A 17,762-nucleotide genomic window follows, 5' to 3' on the forward strand; every position below is an offset into this window, starting at 1 on the left:
CGCTATCCGACGATCAGGCTGGTCAATGCCCGGGCCGACAGCGTCTCCGGCGCCATCGACGACTTCTCCGTCCTCACCGGCGATGGCCAAAGCCTTGCGGCGCGCCGCCTGATCCTGAGCTATGGCATCGTCGACCAGATGCCTAATGTTCCGGGCTTCGCCGAAAGCTGGGGCGCATCCATCGTGCCCTGCCCCTATTGCGACGGCTTTGAAGTCGCCGGCCAGCATTGGGGCCTCGTCTGGTCCGGCCCGCAGTCGCACAATCAGGTCAGGCTGTTCCACGATTGGACCGACAGGTTGACGGTCTTCGCCGATGGTCACGACCTCTCGCCCGATATCCGGGCCGATCTGGCGCGCCGCAACGTCCCGGTCGTCGATGGCCGGATCACCGGGATCGCCCGTCACGGCGACCACAACGCCACCGTCAAGCTTGATACCGGCCCCGATGTCGCGGTCGACATCCTGTTCGCGCATCCGCGCAACAGGCCGTCGGCAAGCCTGCATGAATCCCTGGGCCTCGCCACGGTCGATACGCCCCTCGGCATCGTCCTCAAGGTCGACGAGCGCCGCGAAACCAGCACGGCCGGCGTCTACGCCGCCGGCGACCTCACCAACCCCACCTTGCCCTCGGTCACCACGGCGTCATGGCAAGGCGCGATGGCGGGTATCTTCGCCCAGCAGTCGATGCTGGTTTGAGAAGACAGACATGGAGTTCGAACACGTCACCTTCGATCTGCCACACGGCGCCTTTCACGCGCTGCAGGGTGGTGATCCCGATGGTCAACCGACGATCGTCTTGCACGGCTTCCCGGACCATCCGCCGACCGCGAAGCCCTTCCTTGCCGAGCTCGGCCGCCGTGGACGTCACGTCTTGGCGCCCTGGCTTCGGGGTTACGCTCCGTCCCCGACCGCGGGGCCGTTTGACTTCGCGGCCCTCACCGGCGACGTGCTCGCGCTGATCGACCGCTGGTCTCCGGGGCGACCCGTGGAGTTGATTGGCCACGACTGGGGCGCCCTGATCACCTACGATACCTGCGTCACGGCGCCGGAGCGGATCAAACGCGCGGTCACGCTCGCAATCCCTCACCCACTCACGTTCATGAGCCGGCTGACGCACCCCGCTCAGCTAGGCCGGAGCTGGTACATGGGGCTCTTTCAACTGCCTGGAAGCGGCTGGGTGGCCACCGCCCGCGATCTCGCCCTCATCGACTACCTCTGGCGTCAGTGGTCGCCCGGCTTCTCGCTTGATCCTGCTCTCCAGGCGGAGCTGCACGAGCACCTGCGGGCGAGCATGCCCGCGCCTCTAGAGTACTACCGGGCGATGCTGCGACCCGGCATGCTTGCGGCGACGCGCCGCATGTCTAAGCCGATCGAGGTGCCCCTGTTGCAGCTTCACGGCGCCAACGACGGCTGCATCCTCCCCGCGCAGGTCGACGACCGACATCGGTTCGCCGCCCGGCACGCGATGGAAGTCGTCCCCGACGTCGGTCACTTTCTGCACATCGAAGCCCCCGAGGCGATCGTGGAACGGATCGCGGCGTGGACCGGGTAGCGTCCTTTCAGCCCTACGAAAAAACCTCGAGCGAAAGCTCCTCGACGACGAGGATTGCCGTGACAGTGTAGTCAGCTGGATGCACACGGAAATCCGGGGACACTATATAGGTTTCAGTCGGACGCACGCGCGTTGTCGGGCCCTCAGTCCAGGCAACCGGAACGCTACGCCTCGCCCTTCGCCTCAAGCTCCTGAATCCGTCCCTCGATCTGCTTGGTCAGCTGGTAAATCTCGGTCAAATCCCCGATCCGGTGCCGCTCCTCCGCCTTGTCCACGAAGGTGCCGACATACTTCGTCGTCACCCCATTGAAGTGCAGCCGCGCGATGGTCTTGCGGTTGTTGTCGTCCAGCAGGATGGCGCAGTAGGACTTCGCGTCCCGCATCACCACCCGGCCCGGCTTCACCAGGCGAGCGGCGATGGCCTGGACGATGTGGAAGCCTGAAATCTCCTCCGGGGTGGTGACGACCTCCTCCTCCGAGCCGATGGCGACATCGGCGCCCGTCTCGTCCGCCGGGGCCGCCGCGTTCAGCGCGGTGGACAGCCGGTTGTTCACCGAGTCCCGGATGATGGCGCTGAAGGTCGCGACGATCAGCTTGCCGAAGGTGTCGCGCACCTGGGCGGTGACCCGGCCGTCCTGCACCCGCGCCGCCATCAGCCGCACGAACTCCTCGGACGGCTCGGCGATCTCGCGCTCCAACTCGATCCGCAGCAGGGACTGCAGCTTCAGCAGCCCGGCCTCCTGCACGATCTTGTCGATGTCGAACGACTGCTTGGTGAACTTCTCGATGGTCCGGATGTCGCCGGGTTTGAGGCTGTCGACGCTGCAGGTGAAGAACGGCTTCTGGTCCATCCGGTTGGGCGTCTCGACGTCCGAGTAGAACTGATAGACCACGCCATTGGTCAGGATGGCGAGGCGGGCGTCGGTGACGCTGAAATAGCGGAACAGCTGGCTGGCGTGATTAATGTTCAGCGGCGCGCTGGCCGGCTTGCACTCGACGAGGATGCGGATCTTGCCTTCGTCGCAGATCGCGTAGTCGACCTTCTCGCCCTTCTTGGTGCCGACGTCGGCCGTGTACTCCGGGATGACCTCCTTCGGGTTGAAGACGTCGTAGCCCAGCATCTGGATGAAAGGCATGACCAGGGCGTTCTTGGCGGCCTCCTCCGTCAGCAGGACTTCCCGATGGTCGACGGTGCGCTTGTGAAGCTCGGCGAGCTTGGTTTGCAGGTCCATTGAATTCCCCCCAATGTCGAAGAAACCTATCCTTCAACCTAGGTGAGAGTCCAGTGAGCGGGGCCGAGCCTCAGGGCCGGGCCAGTTCGGGGGGACAGGCCCGCCCGCCCCCCTGCGCGTAAACCCCAATTATGGTGACGGCGCCCTCAATTCTGGACGCTCGATCTCGGCAATAGCCGCCGCGGCAAGGGTCGTCGGAATAAGCGCACGGTCAGCGAAATCGAGGCCAGCGTTCGCCCCTCAGCCTCCCGGCTCCGGCAGTCCCGGCGCGCTTTGCACCATGGACGGCCGCGCCGCGACCCGGCTCCACCACCCTGACAGACGCGGGAACCGCGCCAGCAGGACGCCGCCCTCCGGGGCCGGGGCGAAATAGGCCATCATCGGGGCCAGGTGGATATCGGCCAGCGTCAGTTGCTCGCCCAGCAGCCAGGGCCCGTCGCCTGAAAGTCCTTCGAGCGCCTGCAGGACGGTGGCCGACGTCTGCAATCCCCGGCGCACCTCGTCTTCATCGACGTCGTGGCCGAGATGCGGCCTGAAAACCCGGTGTGAGAAGACCTGACGCACCATGGGCCGATAGCCATAGCTGTCGATGATGGAGACGATCTGCTGCATCCTCGCCCGCATGGCCGCCGTCGTCGGCTGCAGGGCGGGCCCATCGAACGCCTCGTCGATGTAGCGGGTGATGGCCCCGGTCTCGTAGAGAACGAAATCGCCGTCGACCAGCGTCGGCACACGCTGGAACGGGTTCATGGCCAGATATCGCTCGGGAACGGCGTCCGCGAAGGGATCGACCTCGACGTGGCGATGGGACAGGCCTTTTTCGGCGAGGGCCACCCGCGCGATGCGGGTATAGACGCTGTAGTGATAGCCGTGCAGTTCCAGCGTCATCGCCGTCCTCCTGGCAGGGGCCCGCGTCAGGACGCTCAATGTATGCCCGCGACTGGCCTGGCAAGTCGCGGAATAACGCCGAGCTCAGGGGACGGCCGCACCTGTCCTCCAACGCCAGGCCCCTTATGAATATGTCTGGACATATTCACCGGGCTTCCCGGCTCAGCATCCCGCCGTCGCGGCGGACAGCGCCAAGAGCCCTGAACCCAGCACAACAAAACCCATACGCCACCCCTACGAAACCCCAACGCCAACCCTACTGAATCCAGCCTCCGCCACCATCCTTTCACAACGCAAATACCATATTTTTTCAACCACTTACCTTCTAGGCCCCGACGAAAATCTGCTATAATGGCTGACGCTTCGATAAGGCGGCCGAGAGGCGAGGATGGTTGGTCCCGGGCGTCCTCACTCCGGAAAGGCCGCTTCGATCCCCGCCCAGTGGTCTCTCAGGAACGTCACCGGCGACCCGCCCGCGAGGTCACAGATGCGAGGCATGGCGGCGGCGACCGCTTCGGGGGTCAGGGCCGGGTCGAGGATCCCCGGGCTTTCGAGGAAGGCCATGCGGCAGACCCGGCCGCCGCCGGCCGTGAAGATCTCGCCGGTGGCGGCGCAGGCGCGGCTGGCCAGGTAGGCGGTCACCACGGCGACCAGATCGGCCGGCATGTGGCGGGCCATCCAGTCGCGGAACGCCGGGTCCGGATGCTTGTCCAGAAGGCGGGTGGAGGCTGACGGCATGATGGCGTTGACCTTGACGCCGAGGGCTTCGCCGGACAGCGCCGCGTCCTTGGTCAGGCCGATGATCCCCGCCTTGGAGGCCGCATAGGGGCCGCTGATGCCGGTGCCCAGCGCCGCGTTGGAGCTGGTGTTGACGATCCGCCCGTAGCCCTGGGCGATCATCGCGGGCCAGACGGCGCGCATCAGGGCGAAGGAACCCAACAGGTTCACCTCCAGCACCCGGTCGATGGCCTCATCGGCGACCACGCCGAAGGCGCCGGGGCTGGCGATGCCGGCGTTGTTGACCAGGATGTCGATGCGCCCGAAGGCCTGGGTCGCCGCGCCGGCGATGGCGCGGGCCGCGTCGTGCCCGCCGACCGGGGTCGCCTCGGCCTGCGCCACGCCGCCCGCGGCCCTGATCTCGGCGGCGACGGCGCCGGCCAGCTCTGGGTCGGCGTCATTGACCAGCACGGCGGCGCCGCGCGCGCCGAGCGCCAGCGCCGTCGCCCTTCCGATGCCGTCGCCCGCGCCGGTGACGATGGCGGCCTGGCCGGTGAATTCGATGGCGCTCATCGGGCGATTAGGGCCGCCGGCGCCGCTGGCGACAAGGGCCGCGCGGCCAGGCATCGCGATTGCGAACAGTCGCCCCAGCGGACCCATACGCCGGCCAGCGGGATGCAACCTCGCGCCCCTTCCAGACGGCTCTTATAAAAGTACCCGACTGTACACTTTTGGCTTGACTCTCCTCCGCACTCCGGAATATCAAACCGTACGGTACGGTTTTTACGATACCGGTTCGACAGGAGATTTTCGAATAATGTTCAAGTTGATCTGGCCGGTCGCCACGCTTGGCGTCGTCGTTCTCGCGGCCGCCAGCACCCATGCCGCGGAGCCCGACTGGCCTGTCCAGGGCAACGTCGGCGCCACGTTCGAGGGCGACCTGAACAGCCAGGCCATCACCGTCGGCCTTCGCTACAAGCTCGGTTCCTGAGGCGGCCCTCCCCCCCTCCCCAAGCCTCGGGATCTGACCCGGCGCCTCCGTCCTCGACGGGGGCGCCGGCCTCATTTCAGGGACAGGCGTTCCCCGCGCCAGGAGTGAGCCATGCTTCCGCTGCTGCCCCAGTCGCTGGGCCTGATCACCGTCTTCACGGCGCTGACGGTTTCGATGATCGGGGCCTATGCCTCGCTGACCGGTTCGCGGCGGCGGTTCAGCGCCGACGTCCTGTCGGCCAACCGCCAGCGGTGGAGCGAGACCATCCGCGACCGGCTGGCCGAACTGCTGGCCGTGATGAACGCCGCCCAGGTGGTCAAGCGGGCCTCCGCCGGCCGCTGGCGGGGCGGCGCCGGCCCGGTGAAGGGCGGTCACGTCCTGGCTGAAAAGCTGGAAAAGACCTTCCTCGCCATCGCCCAGATTCAGCTCCTCACCAACCCCGCCGATCCCCGGCATCTGGCCCTGAACGACATGATCGCCAAGGCGGTCGGCTATCTGCAGGAAGAGGCCCTGCACGAGGCGGAACTGGCGGCCTGCCGGGAGCAGGTCATAGACCTTGGCCGCGCAATCATCCGGGATGAATGGAGCCGGGTGAAGCGCGGCGTCTAGCGCCCGCGGCCGGCCGGCAAGGCCACTGGCCGCGGGCCGGGCTTTCAGACCCCGTAGGCGCGAAAGAAGACGTCCAGGCCGGCGGTGACCGCGGCCTCCATCTCATGGGCGGTGATCGCCGGGTCGCCGTGCAGCCGCCGCTCCACCAGATCCGCCTCGATCAGGCCGCGGAAATGCAGGGTCGCCACATTGGGATCGGCATTGCGCAGGCGCCCCGCCTGCATCTCCTGGTCCAGCATGGCCGCGAACCTGCGCCAGTGCGGCCGGACGAAACGGGTCCGCAGGCGCTCGCCCAGGTCCGACCGCTTGCCCTCGGCGACCAGCGAACGCTCGATATCCATGTTGTCCGGCGACATGCGGATTTCCAGGTAGCGGCGGGCGAAGGCCAGCAACCGGGCTTCGAGATCCCCATCGCCCTCGAGCTGGGTGAAGGCCAGGTCGGCCTGGTCCTCGATGATGTCCTCCAGGACCGCGGCGAACAGCTGCTCCTTGGACTGGAAGTAGCCATAGAGGGTGGCCTTCGAGCCGCCGACCTTCTCGGAAATCTCGGACATCGTCGTCCGCTCGTAGCCATTCTCCCGGAACACGCTCCAGGCCGCCTCGACGATGGCCCGTCGGCGGGCATCGGTTCTCACACGCATCTACAACACAGCTCCTTATCTGAACCCGACCGTACATTTTTCGCTTGACGGTGCAAGGGCGTCCCCATATCTAAACCATAACGTACGGTTTTCAAGAAGGGGCCGCTCATGCTGGCTTTAAAAACACGATCTGCTCAGGCCGGCCGGACAGCGCTGCTCCTGGGCGCGGCCGCCATGGCCCTGTCGGCCTGCGCCTCGGTTCCCGACCTCGGCGCCGCGCCCGGGCCGAAACCCGCCGAGGCCTATGCGGCCAGCCAGTCCTTCGCGTCGCCCACCGCCGAATGGCCGGCGGATCGCTGGTGGCGGGCCTATGGCGACAGCCAGCTCGACACCCTGATCGACGAGGCCCTGGCCGGATCCCCCGACCTGGCGGCGGCCCAGGCCCGCGTGATGCGGGCCGAAGCCCTGGCCCGCCAGGCCGGCGCTGCGCTGGCCCCGCAGGTCGCGGCCCAGGGCTCGGCCAGCGCGGTCAGGCAGAGCGCCAACAACGGCGCGCCCAAGGCGGCCGTGCCCGACGGCTGGAACGATGCCGGCCAGCTCGGCCTCAGCCTCGACTGGCAGCTGGACCTGTACGGCCGCAATCGCGCCCTGCTGGCCGCCGCGACCACCCAGGCCGAGGCCGCCCGCGCCGACGCCGCCACGGCCCGGCTGATGCTGTCGACCTCCGTCGCCGAGGCCTACGCCGGGCTCGCCCAGCTGTATGCCGAACAGGATGCGGCGCGGGAGGCGCTGCGGGTCCGGTCGGCGACCGAGGACCTGCTGGCCCAGCGCCAGGTCCGGGGCCTGGAGACCCGCGCCGCCGTCGAGCGCGCCCACGCCGGCCGCGCCGCCGCCCAGGCTCAGCTCGAAACCGTCAACGAGGCCATCGGCCTGACCCGCAACGCCATCGCCGCCCTGCTGGGCCAGGGCCCGGACCGGGGGCTGTCCATCGGCCGCCCGACGCCCGGCGCCATCCGCGCCTTCGGCCTGCCCGGGACCCTGCCGGCCGATCTGGTCGGCCGTCGCCCCGACATCGTCGCCGCCCGGCTGACGGCCGAGGCCGCCGGCCAGCGGATCAAGGTGGCCCGCGCGGACTTCTATCCGAACGTCAACCTGACCGGCTTCATCGGCCTGGAGGCGTTCGGCCTGGACCTGCTGGCCAAGTCGGACTCCGTCGCCGGCTCGATCGGGCCGGCCGTCAGCCTGCCGATCTTCAGCGGCGGCCGGTTGGAGGGCGCCTACAAGGGCGCCCGCGCCGACTATGAGATCGCCGTCGCCGCCTACAACCAGACCCTGACCCAGGCGCTGAAGGACGTCGCCGATGCGGCGGTCAGCACCCGGGCCCTGGGCGGCCGGCTGGCCAGCACCCGCGAAGCCTACGACGCCTCCGAGGCGGCCTATCAGCTCGTGCGGATGCGCTACGCCCGCGGGCTCGGGACCTATCTCGACGTCCTCACCGCCGAAGACGCCCTGATCCAGAACCGCCGCGCCCTCGCCGCGCTCGAAGCCCGCGCCTTCACCCTCGATGTCGCCCTCGTCCGGGCGCTCGGCGGCGGCTACGGCGCCTGACCCAGTCCAGATCCCATCCAGGACCCTCATCATGAACAAGCACGTCTCTCCCAAAGACCTGGTCATCGACCACGAACTGCCGCCCACGACGCCGCCGAACGGCCTGCGCAAGAAGCTGTTCGCCGGCTTCGCCGCCATCCTCGTGGCGGCCGGCGGCGGGTTCGCCGCCTATGAGGCGCTCATCGCCTCGGGCTTCGTCGAGACCGACAACGCCTATGTCGAGGCCGAGGCCGCCCAGGTCACGGCCCTGACCTCCGGCCCGGTGGCGCAGGTCCAGGTGGTCGACACCCAGGCGGTGAAGAGGGGCGATATTCTGGTCGTGCTCGACGCCACCGACCGCCGGCTCGAACTGGCCCAGGCCGAGGCCGCCCTGGCCCAGATCGAGCGCCGGGTGCGCGGCATCGCCGCCACCGACGACGCCCTGGGCGGCCAGCTCGGGGCCCGCCGCGCCGACCTGGCCCGCGCCCGCGCCGACTACGCCCGGGCCGCCAGCGAGTATGAACGCCGCCGTCCCCTGGCGGGCAGCGGCGCCATCTCCGCCGAGGAACTCGGCACCGCCAGGACCTCGGTCGACACGGCCCAGGCCGCCGTCGCCCAGGCCGAGGCCAATCTGCGCGCCGCCGATGGCGCGCGGGAAGCCAACCGGATGCTGATCGCCGGGCTGCCCTTGAACCAGAACCCCGAGGTGGCGGCCGCCCGGTCCCGCGTCGAACAGGCCAGGGTCGCCCTGTCGCGGACCGTCGTCCGCGCCCCGGTCGACGGCATCGTCGCCAAGCGCACCGTCCAGGTCGGCCAGATGGTCCAGCCGGGCTCGCCGCTGATGGCCGTGGTGCCGGTCCAGCAGGCCTATGTCAGCGCCAACTTCAAGGAAGGCCAGCTGCAGAAGGTCCGTGTCGGCCAGCCGGTCGAGCTGGAGAGCGACCTGTACGGAAGCAAGGTGGTCTACCACGGCCGGGTGGCCGGCTTCTCGGGCGGCACCGGCGCGGCCTTCTCGGTCGTTCCGGCCCAGAACGCCACCGGCAACTGGATCAAGGTCGTGCAGCGCCTGCCGGTGCGGGTCGCCCTCGATCCGGCGGAGCTGAAGGCCCATCCGCTCAAGGTCGGCCTGTCCATGAAGGCCACCATCGACGTCTCGCACTGACGGAACGCCGCCATGACCCTTGCAATCGCCGCGCCCGCCGAGCGGGCGCCGGCCGGTCCCCTCACGGGCGGCCGGCTGATCCTGGCCGCTGTCCTCATTGGCCTCGGCAACTTCCTGGTGGTGCTCGACACCACCATCGCCAACGTCTCGGTGCCGACCATCGCCGGCGACCTCGGAGTCTCGGCCAGCCAGGGCACCTGGGTGATCACCTCCTATGCCGTGGCCGAAGCCATCACCGTGCCGCTGACCGGCTGGCTGGCCGCCCGGTTCGGCGCCCAGCGGGTCTTCCTCACCTGCTTCCTGGCCTTCGCGGCGATCTCGCTGCTCTGCGGCCTGGCCAATTCGATGGGCATGCTGATCGGGGCCCGCGTCCTGCTCGGCCTGATCGGCGGACCGATCATGCCGCTCTCGCAGATGCTGCTGCTGCGGATATTCCCCAAGGAGAAGGCGACCTTCGCCACGGTGATCTGGGCGATGACCACCCTGGTCGGACCGGTCGCCGGACCGATCCTGGGCGGCATCATCTGCGACAGCGTCGGCTGGCAGTGGATCTTCTACATCAAGGTGCCGATCGCCGCCGCCGGCGGGCTGGCGCTCATGTGGCTGCTGCGGGGCCAGGCCGATCCAAGGATCAAGGCCTTCATCGACACCGTCGGCCTGGCGCTGCTCGTCGTCTGGGTGGCCGCCCTGCAGATCATGCTCGACGAGGGGCGCAACCACGACTGGTTCGCATCGCATGAGATCGTCGCCCTGGCGGTGATCGCGGCGGTGGGCTTCGTCGCCTTCGTGATCTGGGAACTGACCGCCAGGCACCCGATCGTCGACCTGCGCATCTTCCGGCACCGGGGCTTCACGGCCGCGGCCACGACCTACTCCGTCGGCTTCGGGGCCTTCTTCGCCAGCATCGTGCTGCTCCCCCTCTGGCTGCAGTCCAACATGGGCTACACGGCCACCTGGGCGGGCTACGCCACCGGCATCATGGGCATCTTCGCGGTGGTCTGCGCGCCGATGGTCGGCAAGGCGGTGGAGAAGTTCGACGCCCGTCTGGTCGTCTCGCTGGGCATCGTCGGCCTTGGCCTGATCATGGTCTGGCGGATGGGGTTCAACCCGGATGTCACCTTCCTGCAGATGGCTTGGCCGACGCTGCTGACGGGCGTCTTCATGGTCATGTTTTTCGTGCCGGTCACCGGGCTGGCGATGGCCAGCGTCGAGCCGCACGAACAGGCCAACGCCGCCGGCATCTCCAACTTCATGCGGACTCTGGCCGGCGCCTTCGCCACCTCGCTCATCCAGACCGGATGGTCGAACGCGGCGCGGGAGAACCAGACCGAGCTGGCCGGCGCCATGCACAACGGCGACAGGGTGGTCGACGCCATGACCGCCCAGGGCGCGCCCCGGGATGTCGCCACCGCCATGCTGAGCGGCGTCGTCGAGGGCCAGAGCGTGATGCTGGCGACGCTCAACATGTTCGCCGTCATCGCCGTCTGCTTCGGCATCGCCGCCGCCATCATCTGGCTGGCGCCGAAACCCGAGGGCCCGATCGACACCAGCGGGGCGCACTAGGCGCCCCGACCACCCCCGAGGGCCGGAGGCCGGCAATGACCCAGACCGACACCTCGCGCCGCCTGAACCTCGTCACGGTCGCGGCCGCCTGCGCGCTGCTCTGGGCCTTCCGGTCGGTCCTGGCCCCGTTCGCCCTGGCGCTGGTCATCGCCATCCTGATCGAGGCCCTGGTCCGGGCGCTGGGCCGGCGGCTGCCCGGCGGCGGTGGTCGGTCGGCGCGGCTGCTCGCCGGCGCCATCGTCGTCGGCGTCCTGCTGGCCGGGGCGGCGGTGCTGGCCGACGGAGTTGCGCGGACGGCGGCGTCGGTTCCACGGCTGGTCCCGGTCCTCGACCAGCTGGTCCGTGACGCCACGGGCGCGGCGGGCCTGCGCACGCCGCTGGGCCTGGAGGCCCTGGCGGCTCGCCTTGATGCGCCGGCCCTTACGGCCAAGGCGGTCGCCGCCGCCCAGGACGCCCTCTCGGCGACCGCGCTGACGGCCCTGTTCCTCATCTTCCTGCTGGCCTGCCGGCCGTTGATCGAAGCCAAGCTGCTGGAAGTGGCCAGTTCGGACGGGGCCGGACGCGGCCTGGCGCTGCTGGAGCGCTCCGTCCGGGGGGTGGAGACCTACGCCTGGATCCAGACCGTGACAGGGCTGGTCATCGCGATCGGGTCCGGCGCGGTCATGCTGGCGACCGGCCTTCACGACCCGCTGTTCTGGGCCGTGGTGATCTTCCTGTTCGCCTATCTGCCGGTGGTCGGCGTCGCGCTCGGCGCCGTGGGACCGGCGCTGTTCGCGCTGCTTCAGTTTCAAAGCGCCTGGCCGGCCGTCGCCATCTTCTGCGGCATCCAGATCGTCGGGGCCGTGGTCGGCAACCTCGTCCTGCCCAAGATGCAGGCCGACAGCCAGAACATCGATCCGGCCGTCAGCATCGTCGCCGTCGGCGTCTGGACAGTCCTCTGGGGCGTCCCGGGCGCCTTCCTGGCGGTTCCGCTGACCCTGGCGCTGATGGTCCACCTGTCGCAGCACAGCAACCTGCGCTGGCTGGCGATCCTGATCTCGAACGATGGCCGGCCCGATACGGTCAATGAGCCGGGAGAGCGCCCACCTGCACCGCGCGACGCCGTCACCGGTGCCGCGCCGCCGCCGCCTCAGGAGCCGGCGATGTAGTCGACCAGGTCGCCGAGCGTACAGCTGGGCGGCGTCCTCGTCGGGTTGATCCCCCAATTCGGGGAACGCCCTGCCGTTGTTCGCGGGGAGGGGCAACGCCATAACCTCGCGCAACCCACCCCATACAATCCGCATGGCGCCCGAACGGAATCCCAAGCATAACCCCACGGAATCCCGCCTCGACCACCACCTTTTCGCGATGCAAATCGCAGGGTTTTCAATCGCTTACATTCTGGACCCCGGCGAAAACCTGCTATACTGCCCGGCGCTTCGATAAGGCGGCCGGCGCGGGGCGGGACGGCGGGCTTTGGACGCCCCCCTTTCGTGGGGCGCGGCGGGGCGCCAAATTGACGTTTAGTTCGGCCAGATCATCGGATTGGGCCCTTTAGGTTGGGAAGCTGATGATCAAGGCGAAACTGACGGCGCTGGCCGTTCTGGGGATCGCGCTGGCGGGGCTGGGCGGATCGGTGATCAACCCGGTCCCCGTCCAGGCGGCCAACAAGGCCGACAAGCTGACGGCCAAGCGTCTCAAACAGTGCATGACCGTGCTCGAGCCGGCCACCGACCATGCCGAGGCGGCGCTGGCTGACGGCGTCGGCATGGATCTGCCCGGCGCCGACTACAGGGCCTTCTGCGCGGCGATGACCAAGCATGACGCCATCCTCCAGGACGACAGGCGCAACCTCTCGGTCTGCGAAGGCATTCCGCTGGAGGGGCAGGACGAAGCCACCGTGCTCGGCCTGCTCAGCGAGCTGAAATACGACCGCGAGGCCATCGCCGAGTCGCGGGCGACGGTCTGCGCGGCGGCCAACCCGGGGTAGACCCTTTCCGTTTCGAGCCCGTGCGGGCTTGCCGGCGAAAGACTGTCCTTGACCTAGCGGTATGAAGGGGCCAAACGGCCCCCGAAAGCGGCCCCAAGGAGGAAAGCCCATGCGCGTTGGCGTGCCCAAGGAGATCAAACCTGGCGAACATCGCGTGGGCCTGCCGCCCACGGCGGTCCGCGAGTATGTCGCGCGGGGTCACCAGGTCCTGGTCGAGACCACCGCGGGTACGGGCGCCGGCTATGCCGACGAGGCCTACGTCAAGGCCGGGGCGACCATCGCTCCGGACGCCGCCGCCGTGTTCGCCGGCAGCGACATGATCGTCAAGGTCAAGGAGCCGCAGAAGGTCGAGTGGGAGCGCCTCGAAGCGCGCCACATCCTCTTCACCTACCTGCACCTGGCCCCCGACCCGGCCCAGACCGAAGGCCTGATCGCCTCGGGCTGCGCCGCCATCGCCTACGAGACCGTCACCGACGCCAAGGGCGGCCTGCCGCTGCTGGCTCCGATGAGCGAAGTGGCCGGCCGCATCGCCGTCTTCTCGGCCGCCGAGACCCTGCTCAAGCACAACGGCGGCATGGGCCTGCTGCTCTGCGGCGTCCCCGGCGTGCCCCCGGCCCGCGTGGCCGTGCTCGGCGGCGGCGTGGTCGGCATGAACGCCGCCCGCATGGCCATGGGCCTCAACGCCGAGGTGGTGGTGCTGGAACGCTCCATCCCCCGGATGCGCGAGCTGGACGACATCTTCATGGGCCGGGTGCTGACCCGCTACTCGACCCTCGACGCCATCGAGGAAGAGATCCTCAAAGCCGACGTCGTCATCGGCGCCGTGCTGACCGCCGGGGCCGCCGCGCCCAAGCTGATCAAGCGCGCCGACCTCGTCCGCATGAAGCCCGGCAGCGTGCTGGTCGACGTCTCCATCGACCAGGGCGGCTGTTTCGAGACCAGCCACCCGACCACCCACGCCGAGCCGACCTACACCGTCGATGGCGTCGTCCACTACTGCGTCGCCAACATGCCGGGCGCCGCGCCGCGCACCAGCTCCGAAGCCCTGGTCCACGCGACCCTGCCCTTCGGCCTGGCCCTGGCCGATCATGGCCTGGACGCGCTGAAGCGGGACAAGCACCTGGCCAAGGGCCTCAACGTCCTGGGCGGCCAGCTGACCCACCCGGCCGTGGCCGAGGCGCTCGGCAAGCCGTTCGTCGATCCGTACGGCGCCTGGGCCTGATTACATCAGCTTGAGACGTTGCAGGTTCGGTCCCGGGGCGACGGCGAAGTTGGCCTTCTTCCACGGGGCCGGGCCGAAGCCGCGGATGTTGTTGGAAAAGGCGTAGGGCTCGGTCGGCAGGCCGACCGGGCCGATGGTGATGGTGCCGCTGTCGTCGCGATCGTGGAAGGCCTTGATGCCGTAGCGGCCGGGCGGCAGGCCGCCCACCGTCACCGTGAAATTGCCCTCCGAGGCCGGCAGGCGGAACAGCCGCACCGGCTGCCTGTCGGCGTCGTAGCCGGCGCGGCTGTCGAACAGGGCGGCGATGACCGTCCCCTTGCGGCCCTTCACGCCGGTGAACTCGATGGCCAGCGTGCCGGTCTCGCCAGGCTCCTGGGGCGGTTGGGCGAACGCCGGCGCCGCCAGCAAGGCCGCCAGGACGAGGGCCAGCCCGGCCTTCACCGGGTCCGCGCCTTCCACTGCTCGCGGGTCTGGCCCCAGGCGTCGACCGGCTTGTCCTCATAGGGCGGCGGCAGCCGGCTCGGCCCCCAGTTGGTCGAGCCCAGCCGCTGGGCGACCACCTGGCTGGCGGTGTTGGCCGGGTCGATGGTGTGGATGACCTCGGTCCAGCCCAGGGTGTCGAAGGCCCAGTCGATGCTGGCCTCGGCCGCCTCGACCGCATAGCCCTTGCCCCAGGCCTTCTTCAGCAGGGCCCAGCCGACCTCGGTGCCCGGCCAGCCTTCCGGGACCCAGGGCCCGACCCGGCCCAGCCATTCGCCGGTCTCACGATCGAGCACGCTGAACATGGCGAAGCCCTCCAGCGCCCAGGCCCCGCCCATCGACATCATCCCGCGCCAGGCGGTCGGCCGTTCCTGCGGCCCGCCGATGAAGCCGGAGTTCTCCTCGTCGGCCATCAGCTCGGCCCAGCCGTCGAAGTCCTCGCGCGCCGTCGGGCGCAGGATCAGGCGGGCGGTGGTCAGGGTCGGGCCGGGTGCGATCATGGCCCCTGTCTACAACGAAAAAAGCGCCCGTGAAGGGCGCCTTTGTCGGGTTCTGGAGCGCGGTGCTCCACCGGATCTGAGCAGGGGGGAGGATGTCAGACCCGGTGGAGGTGGGCGCGGCGGCTCAAGCGCCGAAGGCCCGCGCGGTGGCTTCGAGTTGGGCGATGCCCAGGATGGCGACGACGGGCAGCGCGGCGAGAAGCAGGCTGGCCAGGTTGGCGATACGAACGGTCATTTCAGTAGTCCCTCTGTTTGTGTGTGGCGGCGCGTCCCTGCGCTGCTGTGATTTGAGGTATACTGAATGAGGTCTGAAAAGGCTTGTTAAGCTTGCGTCATGACGTCGATGTAAGAGAATGACGTCAGTTTAAGTAAGTTACGCGGATGTAATCATCGGAGTGAGTGTTTGAGTTTCCGGCTTCCACCACCATCGTCATCCTAGGCCTTGTGCCTAGGACCCACGGTTCAGCCGCCGCGAGCCTTTGCCCTGGAGGCGCGGCCGCGCCTCCACCCAACCGTGAGTGCGGCGGACACGTGGGTCCTAGGCACAAGGCCTAGGATGACGGGGGGGTGGGGGGCTACGTCTCCCCCTGTTCCAGCAGGAAGTGCGCCCTCAACGCCGCGATCGGCTGGGCCCGTTGTTCCTGCCAGGCTTCGACGTGGACGTTGGCGATCCTTCGCCCGACCTTCTTGATTTCGGCCCGGGCGAAGGTGGTCAGCGGCCTCCCCGAGCGCAGGTATTCGATCGACACATCGATGACCCGCGGCTGCTTGGCCTGGCCCTCCTTGACCTGCAGCTGGGCCAGCGCGGTCATTTCCATGAAGCTGCCCAGCACCCCGCCATGGATGGCCGGCAGCACCGGGTTGCCGACGATGTGCTGGCCGAACGGCAGGATCATCGTCATCTCGTCCCCGGCCAGCTCGGCCCGCACCCCCAGGAATCGGGCGTAGGGGATGCGTTCGAGCATGGCGCTCAGGCGATCGGAGGCGTCGCTCATCCTTTTGCCTCCGGCTTGGGCGTGCGCGGCCGGCCGCTGCTGCTGTCGAGCATGAAGGCGGCGCTGGCCGCGGCGACCGGGTCGTCCGGCGTCTCGTCGTAGGCCAGGGCCCGGACGAAGGCGACCGAGCGGGTCACCTTGTAGCATTCGGCCCTGGCGAAGATCGGCATGTTGGGCTTGGCGGCCCGCATGTAGTCGATGCGCAGGTCGAGGGTGGCGATGATCTTGAATTCCTTCATCGCCAGATGCACCGCCGAGCCGCAGCAGTGGTCCAGCAATCCGGTGACCACCCCGCCGGCGATGACGCCGGTGTCGGGGTCGCCGACCATGATGTCCTTGTAGTCGGCCTTCATCACCGCGATGCGGTCTTCCATGCTGACCAGCGTGAAGCCCATCTCGCGGGCGTAGGGGCTGCCCTGGGTCATGCCCTGGGCCATGTTGTGCCGGATGGCGTCCTGATCGCTCATGCCTCGGTCTTACGGCGGGCGGGCCCCTATATCCAGTCTCAGAGCGTGTCAGGCCGAAGTGTGCGCGGTTCGGCCGCCCGGACACGCTCTTAATGTTAGAACAGAGACCCTTGAAAAGGGTCTCGGCGGAGCCTTCCGTGAGGTGAGACGTAAGAGTCGCCATGCTGAAACCCGAACAGCTGCTCTGCCCGACGCCCAAGGGCCTCTATTGTCCGCCCGGCGACTTCTATGTCGATCCGGTCGTCCCGGTGGCGCGGGCGGTGATCACCCATGGCCATGCCGACCACGCCCGCTCGGGCCATGACAGCGTGCTGGCCACCCCCGCCACCCTCGACATCATGGCCGCCCGCTACGGCGAGGACTTCGCGGCTGCGCGCCACCCCTCGCCCTATGGTCGGACGACGGAGCACAACGGCGTCGAGATCAGCCTCGCCCCGGCCGGCCATGTGCTCGGCTCGGCCCAGGCGGTGGTGCGGTGGAAGGGCCTGACCATGGTGGTCAGCGGCGACTACAAGCGCCGCCGCGATCCGACCTGCCAGGCCTTCGAGCCGGTGCCCTGCGACGTCTTCATCAGCGAGGCCACCTTCGGCCTGCCGGTCTTCCGCCACCCCGAGGACGCCGGCGAGATCGGCAAGGTCATCGCCAGCCTGGGCCAGTTCCCAGAACGCACCCACATGCTGGGGGCCTATGCGCTGGGCAAGGCGCAGCGGGTCATCCGCCTGCTGCGCGAGGCCGGCTGGGATCGGACCCTCTACGTCCACGGCGCCCTCGAACAGCTCAACCGCCTCTACGAAAGCCACGGCGTCGACCTGGGTCCCCTGGCGCCCGCCACCGAGGAGAAGGGCGGCGACCTGGCCGGTGAGATCGTCGTCTGCCCGCCCTCGGCCCTGGCCGACCGCTGGAGCCGCCGGTTCGCCGACCCGGTCAGCGCCTTCTGCTCGGGCTGGATGAGCGTCCGCGCCCGGGCCCGCCAGCGGGCCGTCGAGCTTCCGCTGGTCATCAGCGACCACGCCGACTGGGACGAACTGACCGGCACCATCGCCGAACTGTCGCCCGGCGAGGTCTGGATCACCCACGGGCGCGAGGAGGGCCTGCTGCGCTGGTGCGAGCTGAACGGCCAGCCGGCCAGGGCCCTGGCCCTGGTCGGCTACGAGGACGAGGAAGAGAGCTGAGTCCCCCTCCGACGCGCGAATTCGCTTGTCAGGTCGGCGATGGCGGGATCACCCTTCACAGGTGTCGAGGGGGAG

Annotated in this window: 19 protein-coding genes; 11 read left to right on the forward strand and 8 right to left on the reverse strand. The window is 68.9% G+C overall.

Features of this window, described 5'->3' with window-relative positions; all coding sequences use genetic code 11:
• Together AC1RSK_RS00005 and AC1RSK_RS00010 are read left to right on the forward strand one after the other, a co-directional pair.
• On the forward strand, positions 1-696 hold a 696-nt coding region (locus AC1RSK_RS00005; RefSeq protein ID WP_492904348.1), incomplete at its 5' end, for an FAD-dependent oxidoreductase.
• A 10-nt stretch (positions 697-706) separates the two neighbouring features.
• Positions 707-1,552, forward strand: a complete 846-nt coding sequence (locus AC1RSK_RS00010; RefSeq protein ID WP_492904350.1) for an alpha/beta fold hydrolase — start codon at positions 707-709, stop codon at positions 1,550-1,552.
• Positions 1,553-1,716: 164 nt separating this feature from the next.
• On the opposite strand, the gene AC1RSK_RS00015 is transcribed toward AC1RSK_RS00010, so the two are convergent.
• The 3 genes from AC1RSK_RS00015 to AC1RSK_RS00025 all read right to left on the reverse strand — a co-directional run bounded on the left by AC1RSK_RS00015 (position 1,717) and on the right by AC1RSK_RS00025 (position 4,962).
• Positions 1,717-2,784: a type I restriction endonuclease gene (locus AC1RSK_RS00015; protein ID WP_492904352.1), complete on the reverse strand. Its 1,068-nt coding sequence runs from the start codon at positions 2,782-2,784 to the stop codon at positions 1,717-1,719.
• A 240-nt stretch (positions 2,785-3,024) separates the two neighbouring features.
• Positions 3,025-3,672 carry a glutathione S-transferase family protein gene (locus tag AC1RSK_RS00020; protein WP_492904354.1) on the reverse strand — a complete coding sequence of 216 codons (648 nt, stop codon included), beginning with the start codon at positions 3,670-3,672 and terminating at the stop codon, positions 3,025-3,027.
• Between the two features lie 408 nt (positions 3,673-4,080).
• Complete coding sequence (locus AC1RSK_RS00025; RefSeq protein WP_492904356.1) at positions 4,081-4,962, reverse strand: SDR family NAD(P)-dependent oxidoreductase; 882 nt, start codon at positions 4,960-4,962, stop codon at positions 4,081-4,083.
• A 244-nt stretch (positions 4,963-5,206) separates the two neighbouring features.
• On the opposite strand from AC1RSK_RS00025, the gene AC1RSK_RS00030 reads away from it, so the two are divergent.
• On the forward strand, positions 5,207-5,380 hold the full coding sequence (locus AC1RSK_RS00030) for a hypothetical protein (RefSeq protein WP_492904358.1): 174 nt from the start codon (positions 5,207-5,209) through the stop codon (positions 5,378-5,380).
• Between the two features lie 111 nt (positions 5,381-5,491).
• Positions 5,492-5,989 carry a Get4 family protein gene (locus AC1RSK_RS00035; protein WP_492904360.1) on the forward strand — a complete coding sequence of 166 codons (498 nt, stop codon included), beginning with the start codon at positions 5,492-5,494 and terminating at the stop codon, positions 5,987-5,989.
• A 44-nt stretch (positions 5,990-6,033) separates the two neighbouring features.
• Here the strand turns inward: AC1RSK_RS00035 and AC1RSK_RS00040 are convergent, their stop codons facing one another.
• Positions 6,034-6,630, reverse strand: a complete 597-nt coding sequence (locus AC1RSK_RS00040; protein WP_492904361.1) for a TetR/AcrR family transcriptional regulator — start codon at positions 6,628-6,630, stop codon at positions 6,034-6,036.
• A 108-nt stretch (positions 6,631-6,738) separates the two neighbouring features.
• Here AC1RSK_RS00040 and AC1RSK_RS00045 point away from each other — a divergent pair, with 108 nt between their 5' ends.
• The 6 genes from AC1RSK_RS00045 to ald all read left to right on the forward strand — a co-directional run bounded on the left by AC1RSK_RS00045 (position 6,739) and on the right by ald (position 14,073).
• Positions 6,739-8,178, forward strand: a complete 1,440-nt coding sequence (locus AC1RSK_RS00045; protein ID WP_492904363.1) for an efflux transporter outer membrane subunit — start codon at positions 6,739-6,741, stop codon at positions 8,176-8,178.
• A 31-nt stretch (positions 8,179-8,209) separates the two neighbouring features.
• Entirely contained in the window at positions 8,210-9,319 is a 1,110-nt protein-coding gene (locus tag AC1RSK_RS00050; RefSeq protein WP_492904364.1) for an HlyD family secretion protein, read from the forward strand.
• A gap of 12 nt (positions 9,320-9,331) precedes the next feature.
• Complete coding sequence (locus tag AC1RSK_RS00055) at positions 9,332-10,882, forward strand: DHA2 family efflux MFS transporter permease subunit (protein WP_492904366.1); 1,551 nt, start codon at positions 9,332-9,334, stop codon at positions 10,880-10,882.
• A gap of 35 nt (positions 10,883-10,917) precedes the next feature.
• Positions 10,918-12,030, forward strand: a complete 1,113-nt coding sequence (locus tag AC1RSK_RS00060) for an AI-2E family transporter (RefSeq protein ID WP_492904368.1) — start codon at positions 10,918-10,920, stop codon at positions 12,028-12,030.
• 401 nt (positions 12,031-12,431) lie between these two features.
• Positions 12,432-12,851 carry a hypothetical protein gene (locus AC1RSK_RS00065; protein WP_492904370.1) on the forward strand — a complete coding sequence of 140 codons (420 nt, stop codon included), beginning with the start codon at positions 12,432-12,434 and terminating at the stop codon, positions 12,849-12,851.
• Between the two features lie 109 nt (positions 12,852-12,960).
• Entirely contained in the window at positions 12,961-14,073 is a 1,113-nt protein-coding gene (gene ald / locus AC1RSK_RS00070; RefSeq protein ID WP_492904372.1) for an alanine dehydrogenase, read from the forward strand.
• On the opposite strand, the gene AC1RSK_RS00075 is transcribed toward ald, so the two are convergent.
• From AC1RSK_RS00075 to AC1RSK_RS00090, 4 genes are all read right to left on the reverse strand, one after another.
• A complete protein-coding gene (locus AC1RSK_RS00075) occupies positions 14,074-14,532 on the reverse strand; it encodes a DUF2141 domain-containing protein (protein ID WP_492904374.1) in 459 nt (152 codons plus the stop codon).
• A complete protein-coding gene (locus tag AC1RSK_RS00080) occupies positions 14,511-15,053 on the reverse strand; it encodes a GNAT family N-acetyltransferase (protein ID WP_492904375.1) in 543 nt (180 codons plus the stop codon). Before AC1RSK_RS00080 ends, AC1RSK_RS00075 begins: the two co-directional genes overlap by 22 nt.
• Before the next feature lie 575 nt (positions 15,054-15,628).
• Positions 15,629-16,048: a PaaI family thioesterase gene (locus tag AC1RSK_RS00085; protein ID WP_492904377.1), complete on the reverse strand. Its 420-nt coding sequence runs from the start codon at positions 16,046-16,048 to the stop codon at positions 15,629-15,631.
• Entirely contained in the window at positions 16,045-16,515 is a 471-nt protein-coding gene (locus AC1RSK_RS00090; RefSeq protein ID WP_492904379.1) for a PaaI family thioesterase, read from the reverse strand. The genes AC1RSK_RS00085 and AC1RSK_RS00090 overlap by 4 nt, the downstream gene beginning before the upstream one ends.
• Positions 16,516-16,676: 161 nt before the next feature.
• Between AC1RSK_RS00090 and AC1RSK_RS00095 the strand changes: the two genes are divergently transcribed.
• Positions 16,677-17,687 carry a ligase-associated DNA damage response exonuclease gene (locus AC1RSK_RS00095; protein WP_492904381.1) on the forward strand — a complete coding sequence of 337 codons (1,011 nt, stop codon included), beginning with the start codon at positions 16,677-16,679 and terminating at the stop codon, positions 17,685-17,687.
• Positions 17,688-17,762: the final 75 nt, after the last annotated feature.

It is taken from the genome of Caulobacter sp. GW821-FHT11A05 (assembly GCF_058809015.1).

Bases quoted from the DNA above. Each gene is read 5' to 3' on its own strand.
- AC1RSK_RS00020 (WP_492904354.1), bottom strand. From the start codon at position 3,672: ATGACGCTGGAACTGCACGGCTATCACTACAGCGTCTATACCCGCATC.
- AC1RSK_RS00035 (WP_492904360.1), top strand. From the start codon at position 5,492: ATGCTTCCGCTGCTGCCCCAGTCGCTGGGCCTGATCACCGTCTTCACG.
- AC1RSK_RS00055 (WP_492904366.1), top strand. From the start codon at position 9,332: ATGACCCTTGCAATCGCCGCGCCCGCCGAGCGGGCGCCGGCCGGTCCC.
- AC1RSK_RS00040 (WP_492904361.1), bottom strand. From the start codon at position 6,630: ATGCGTGTGAGAACCGATGCCCGCCGACGGGCCATCGTCGAGGCGGCC.
- AC1RSK_RS00015 (WP_492904352.1), bottom strand. From the start codon at position 2,784: ATGGACCTGCAAACCAAGCTCGCCGAGCTTCACAAGCGCACCGTCGAC.
- AC1RSK_RS00090 (WP_492904379.1), bottom strand. From the start codon at position 16,515: ATGAGCGATCAGGACGCCATCCGGCACAACATGGCCCAGGGCATGACC.
- ald (WP_492904372.1), top strand. From the start codon at position 12,961: ATGCGCGTTGGCGTGCCCAAGGAGATCAAACCTGGCGAACATCGCGTG.
- AC1RSK_RS00095 (WP_492904381.1), top strand. From the start codon at position 16,677: ATGCTGAAACCCGAACAGCTGCTCTGCCCGACGCCCAAGGGCCTCTAT.
- AC1RSK_RS00025 (WP_492904356.1), bottom strand. From the start codon at position 4,962: ATGAGCGCCATCGAATTCACCGGCCAGGCCGCCATCGTCACCGGCGCG.
- AC1RSK_RS00050 (WP_492904364.1), top strand. From the start codon at position 8,210: ATGAACAAGCACGTCTCTCCCAAAGACCTGGTCATCGACCACGAACTG.
- AC1RSK_RS00010 (WP_492904350.1), top strand. From the start codon at position 707: ATGGAGTTCGAACACGTCACCTTCGATCTGCCACACGGCGCCTTTCAC.
- AC1RSK_RS00085 (WP_492904377.1), bottom strand. From the start codon at position 16,048: ATGAGCGACGCCTCCGATCGCCTGAGCGCCATGCTCGAACGCATCCCC.
- AC1RSK_RS00080 (WP_492904375.1), bottom strand. From the start codon at position 15,053: ATGATCGCACCCGGCCCGACCCTGACCACCGCCCGCCTGATCCTGCGC.
- AC1RSK_RS00065 (WP_492904370.1), top strand. From the start codon at position 12,432: ATGATCAAGGCGAAACTGACGGCGCTGGCCGTTCTGGGGATCGCGCTG.
- AC1RSK_RS00060 (WP_492904368.1), top strand. From the start codon at position 10,918: ATGACCCAGACCGACACCTCGCGCCGCCTGAACCTCGTCACGGTCGCG.
- AC1RSK_RS00030 (WP_492904358.1), top strand. From the start codon at position 5,207: ATGTTCAAGTTGATCTGGCCGGTCGCCACGCTTGGCGTCGTCGTTCTC.
- AC1RSK_RS00045 (WP_492904363.1), top strand. From the start codon at position 6,739: ATGCTGGCTTTAAAAACACGATCTGCTCAGGCCGGCCGGACAGCGCTG.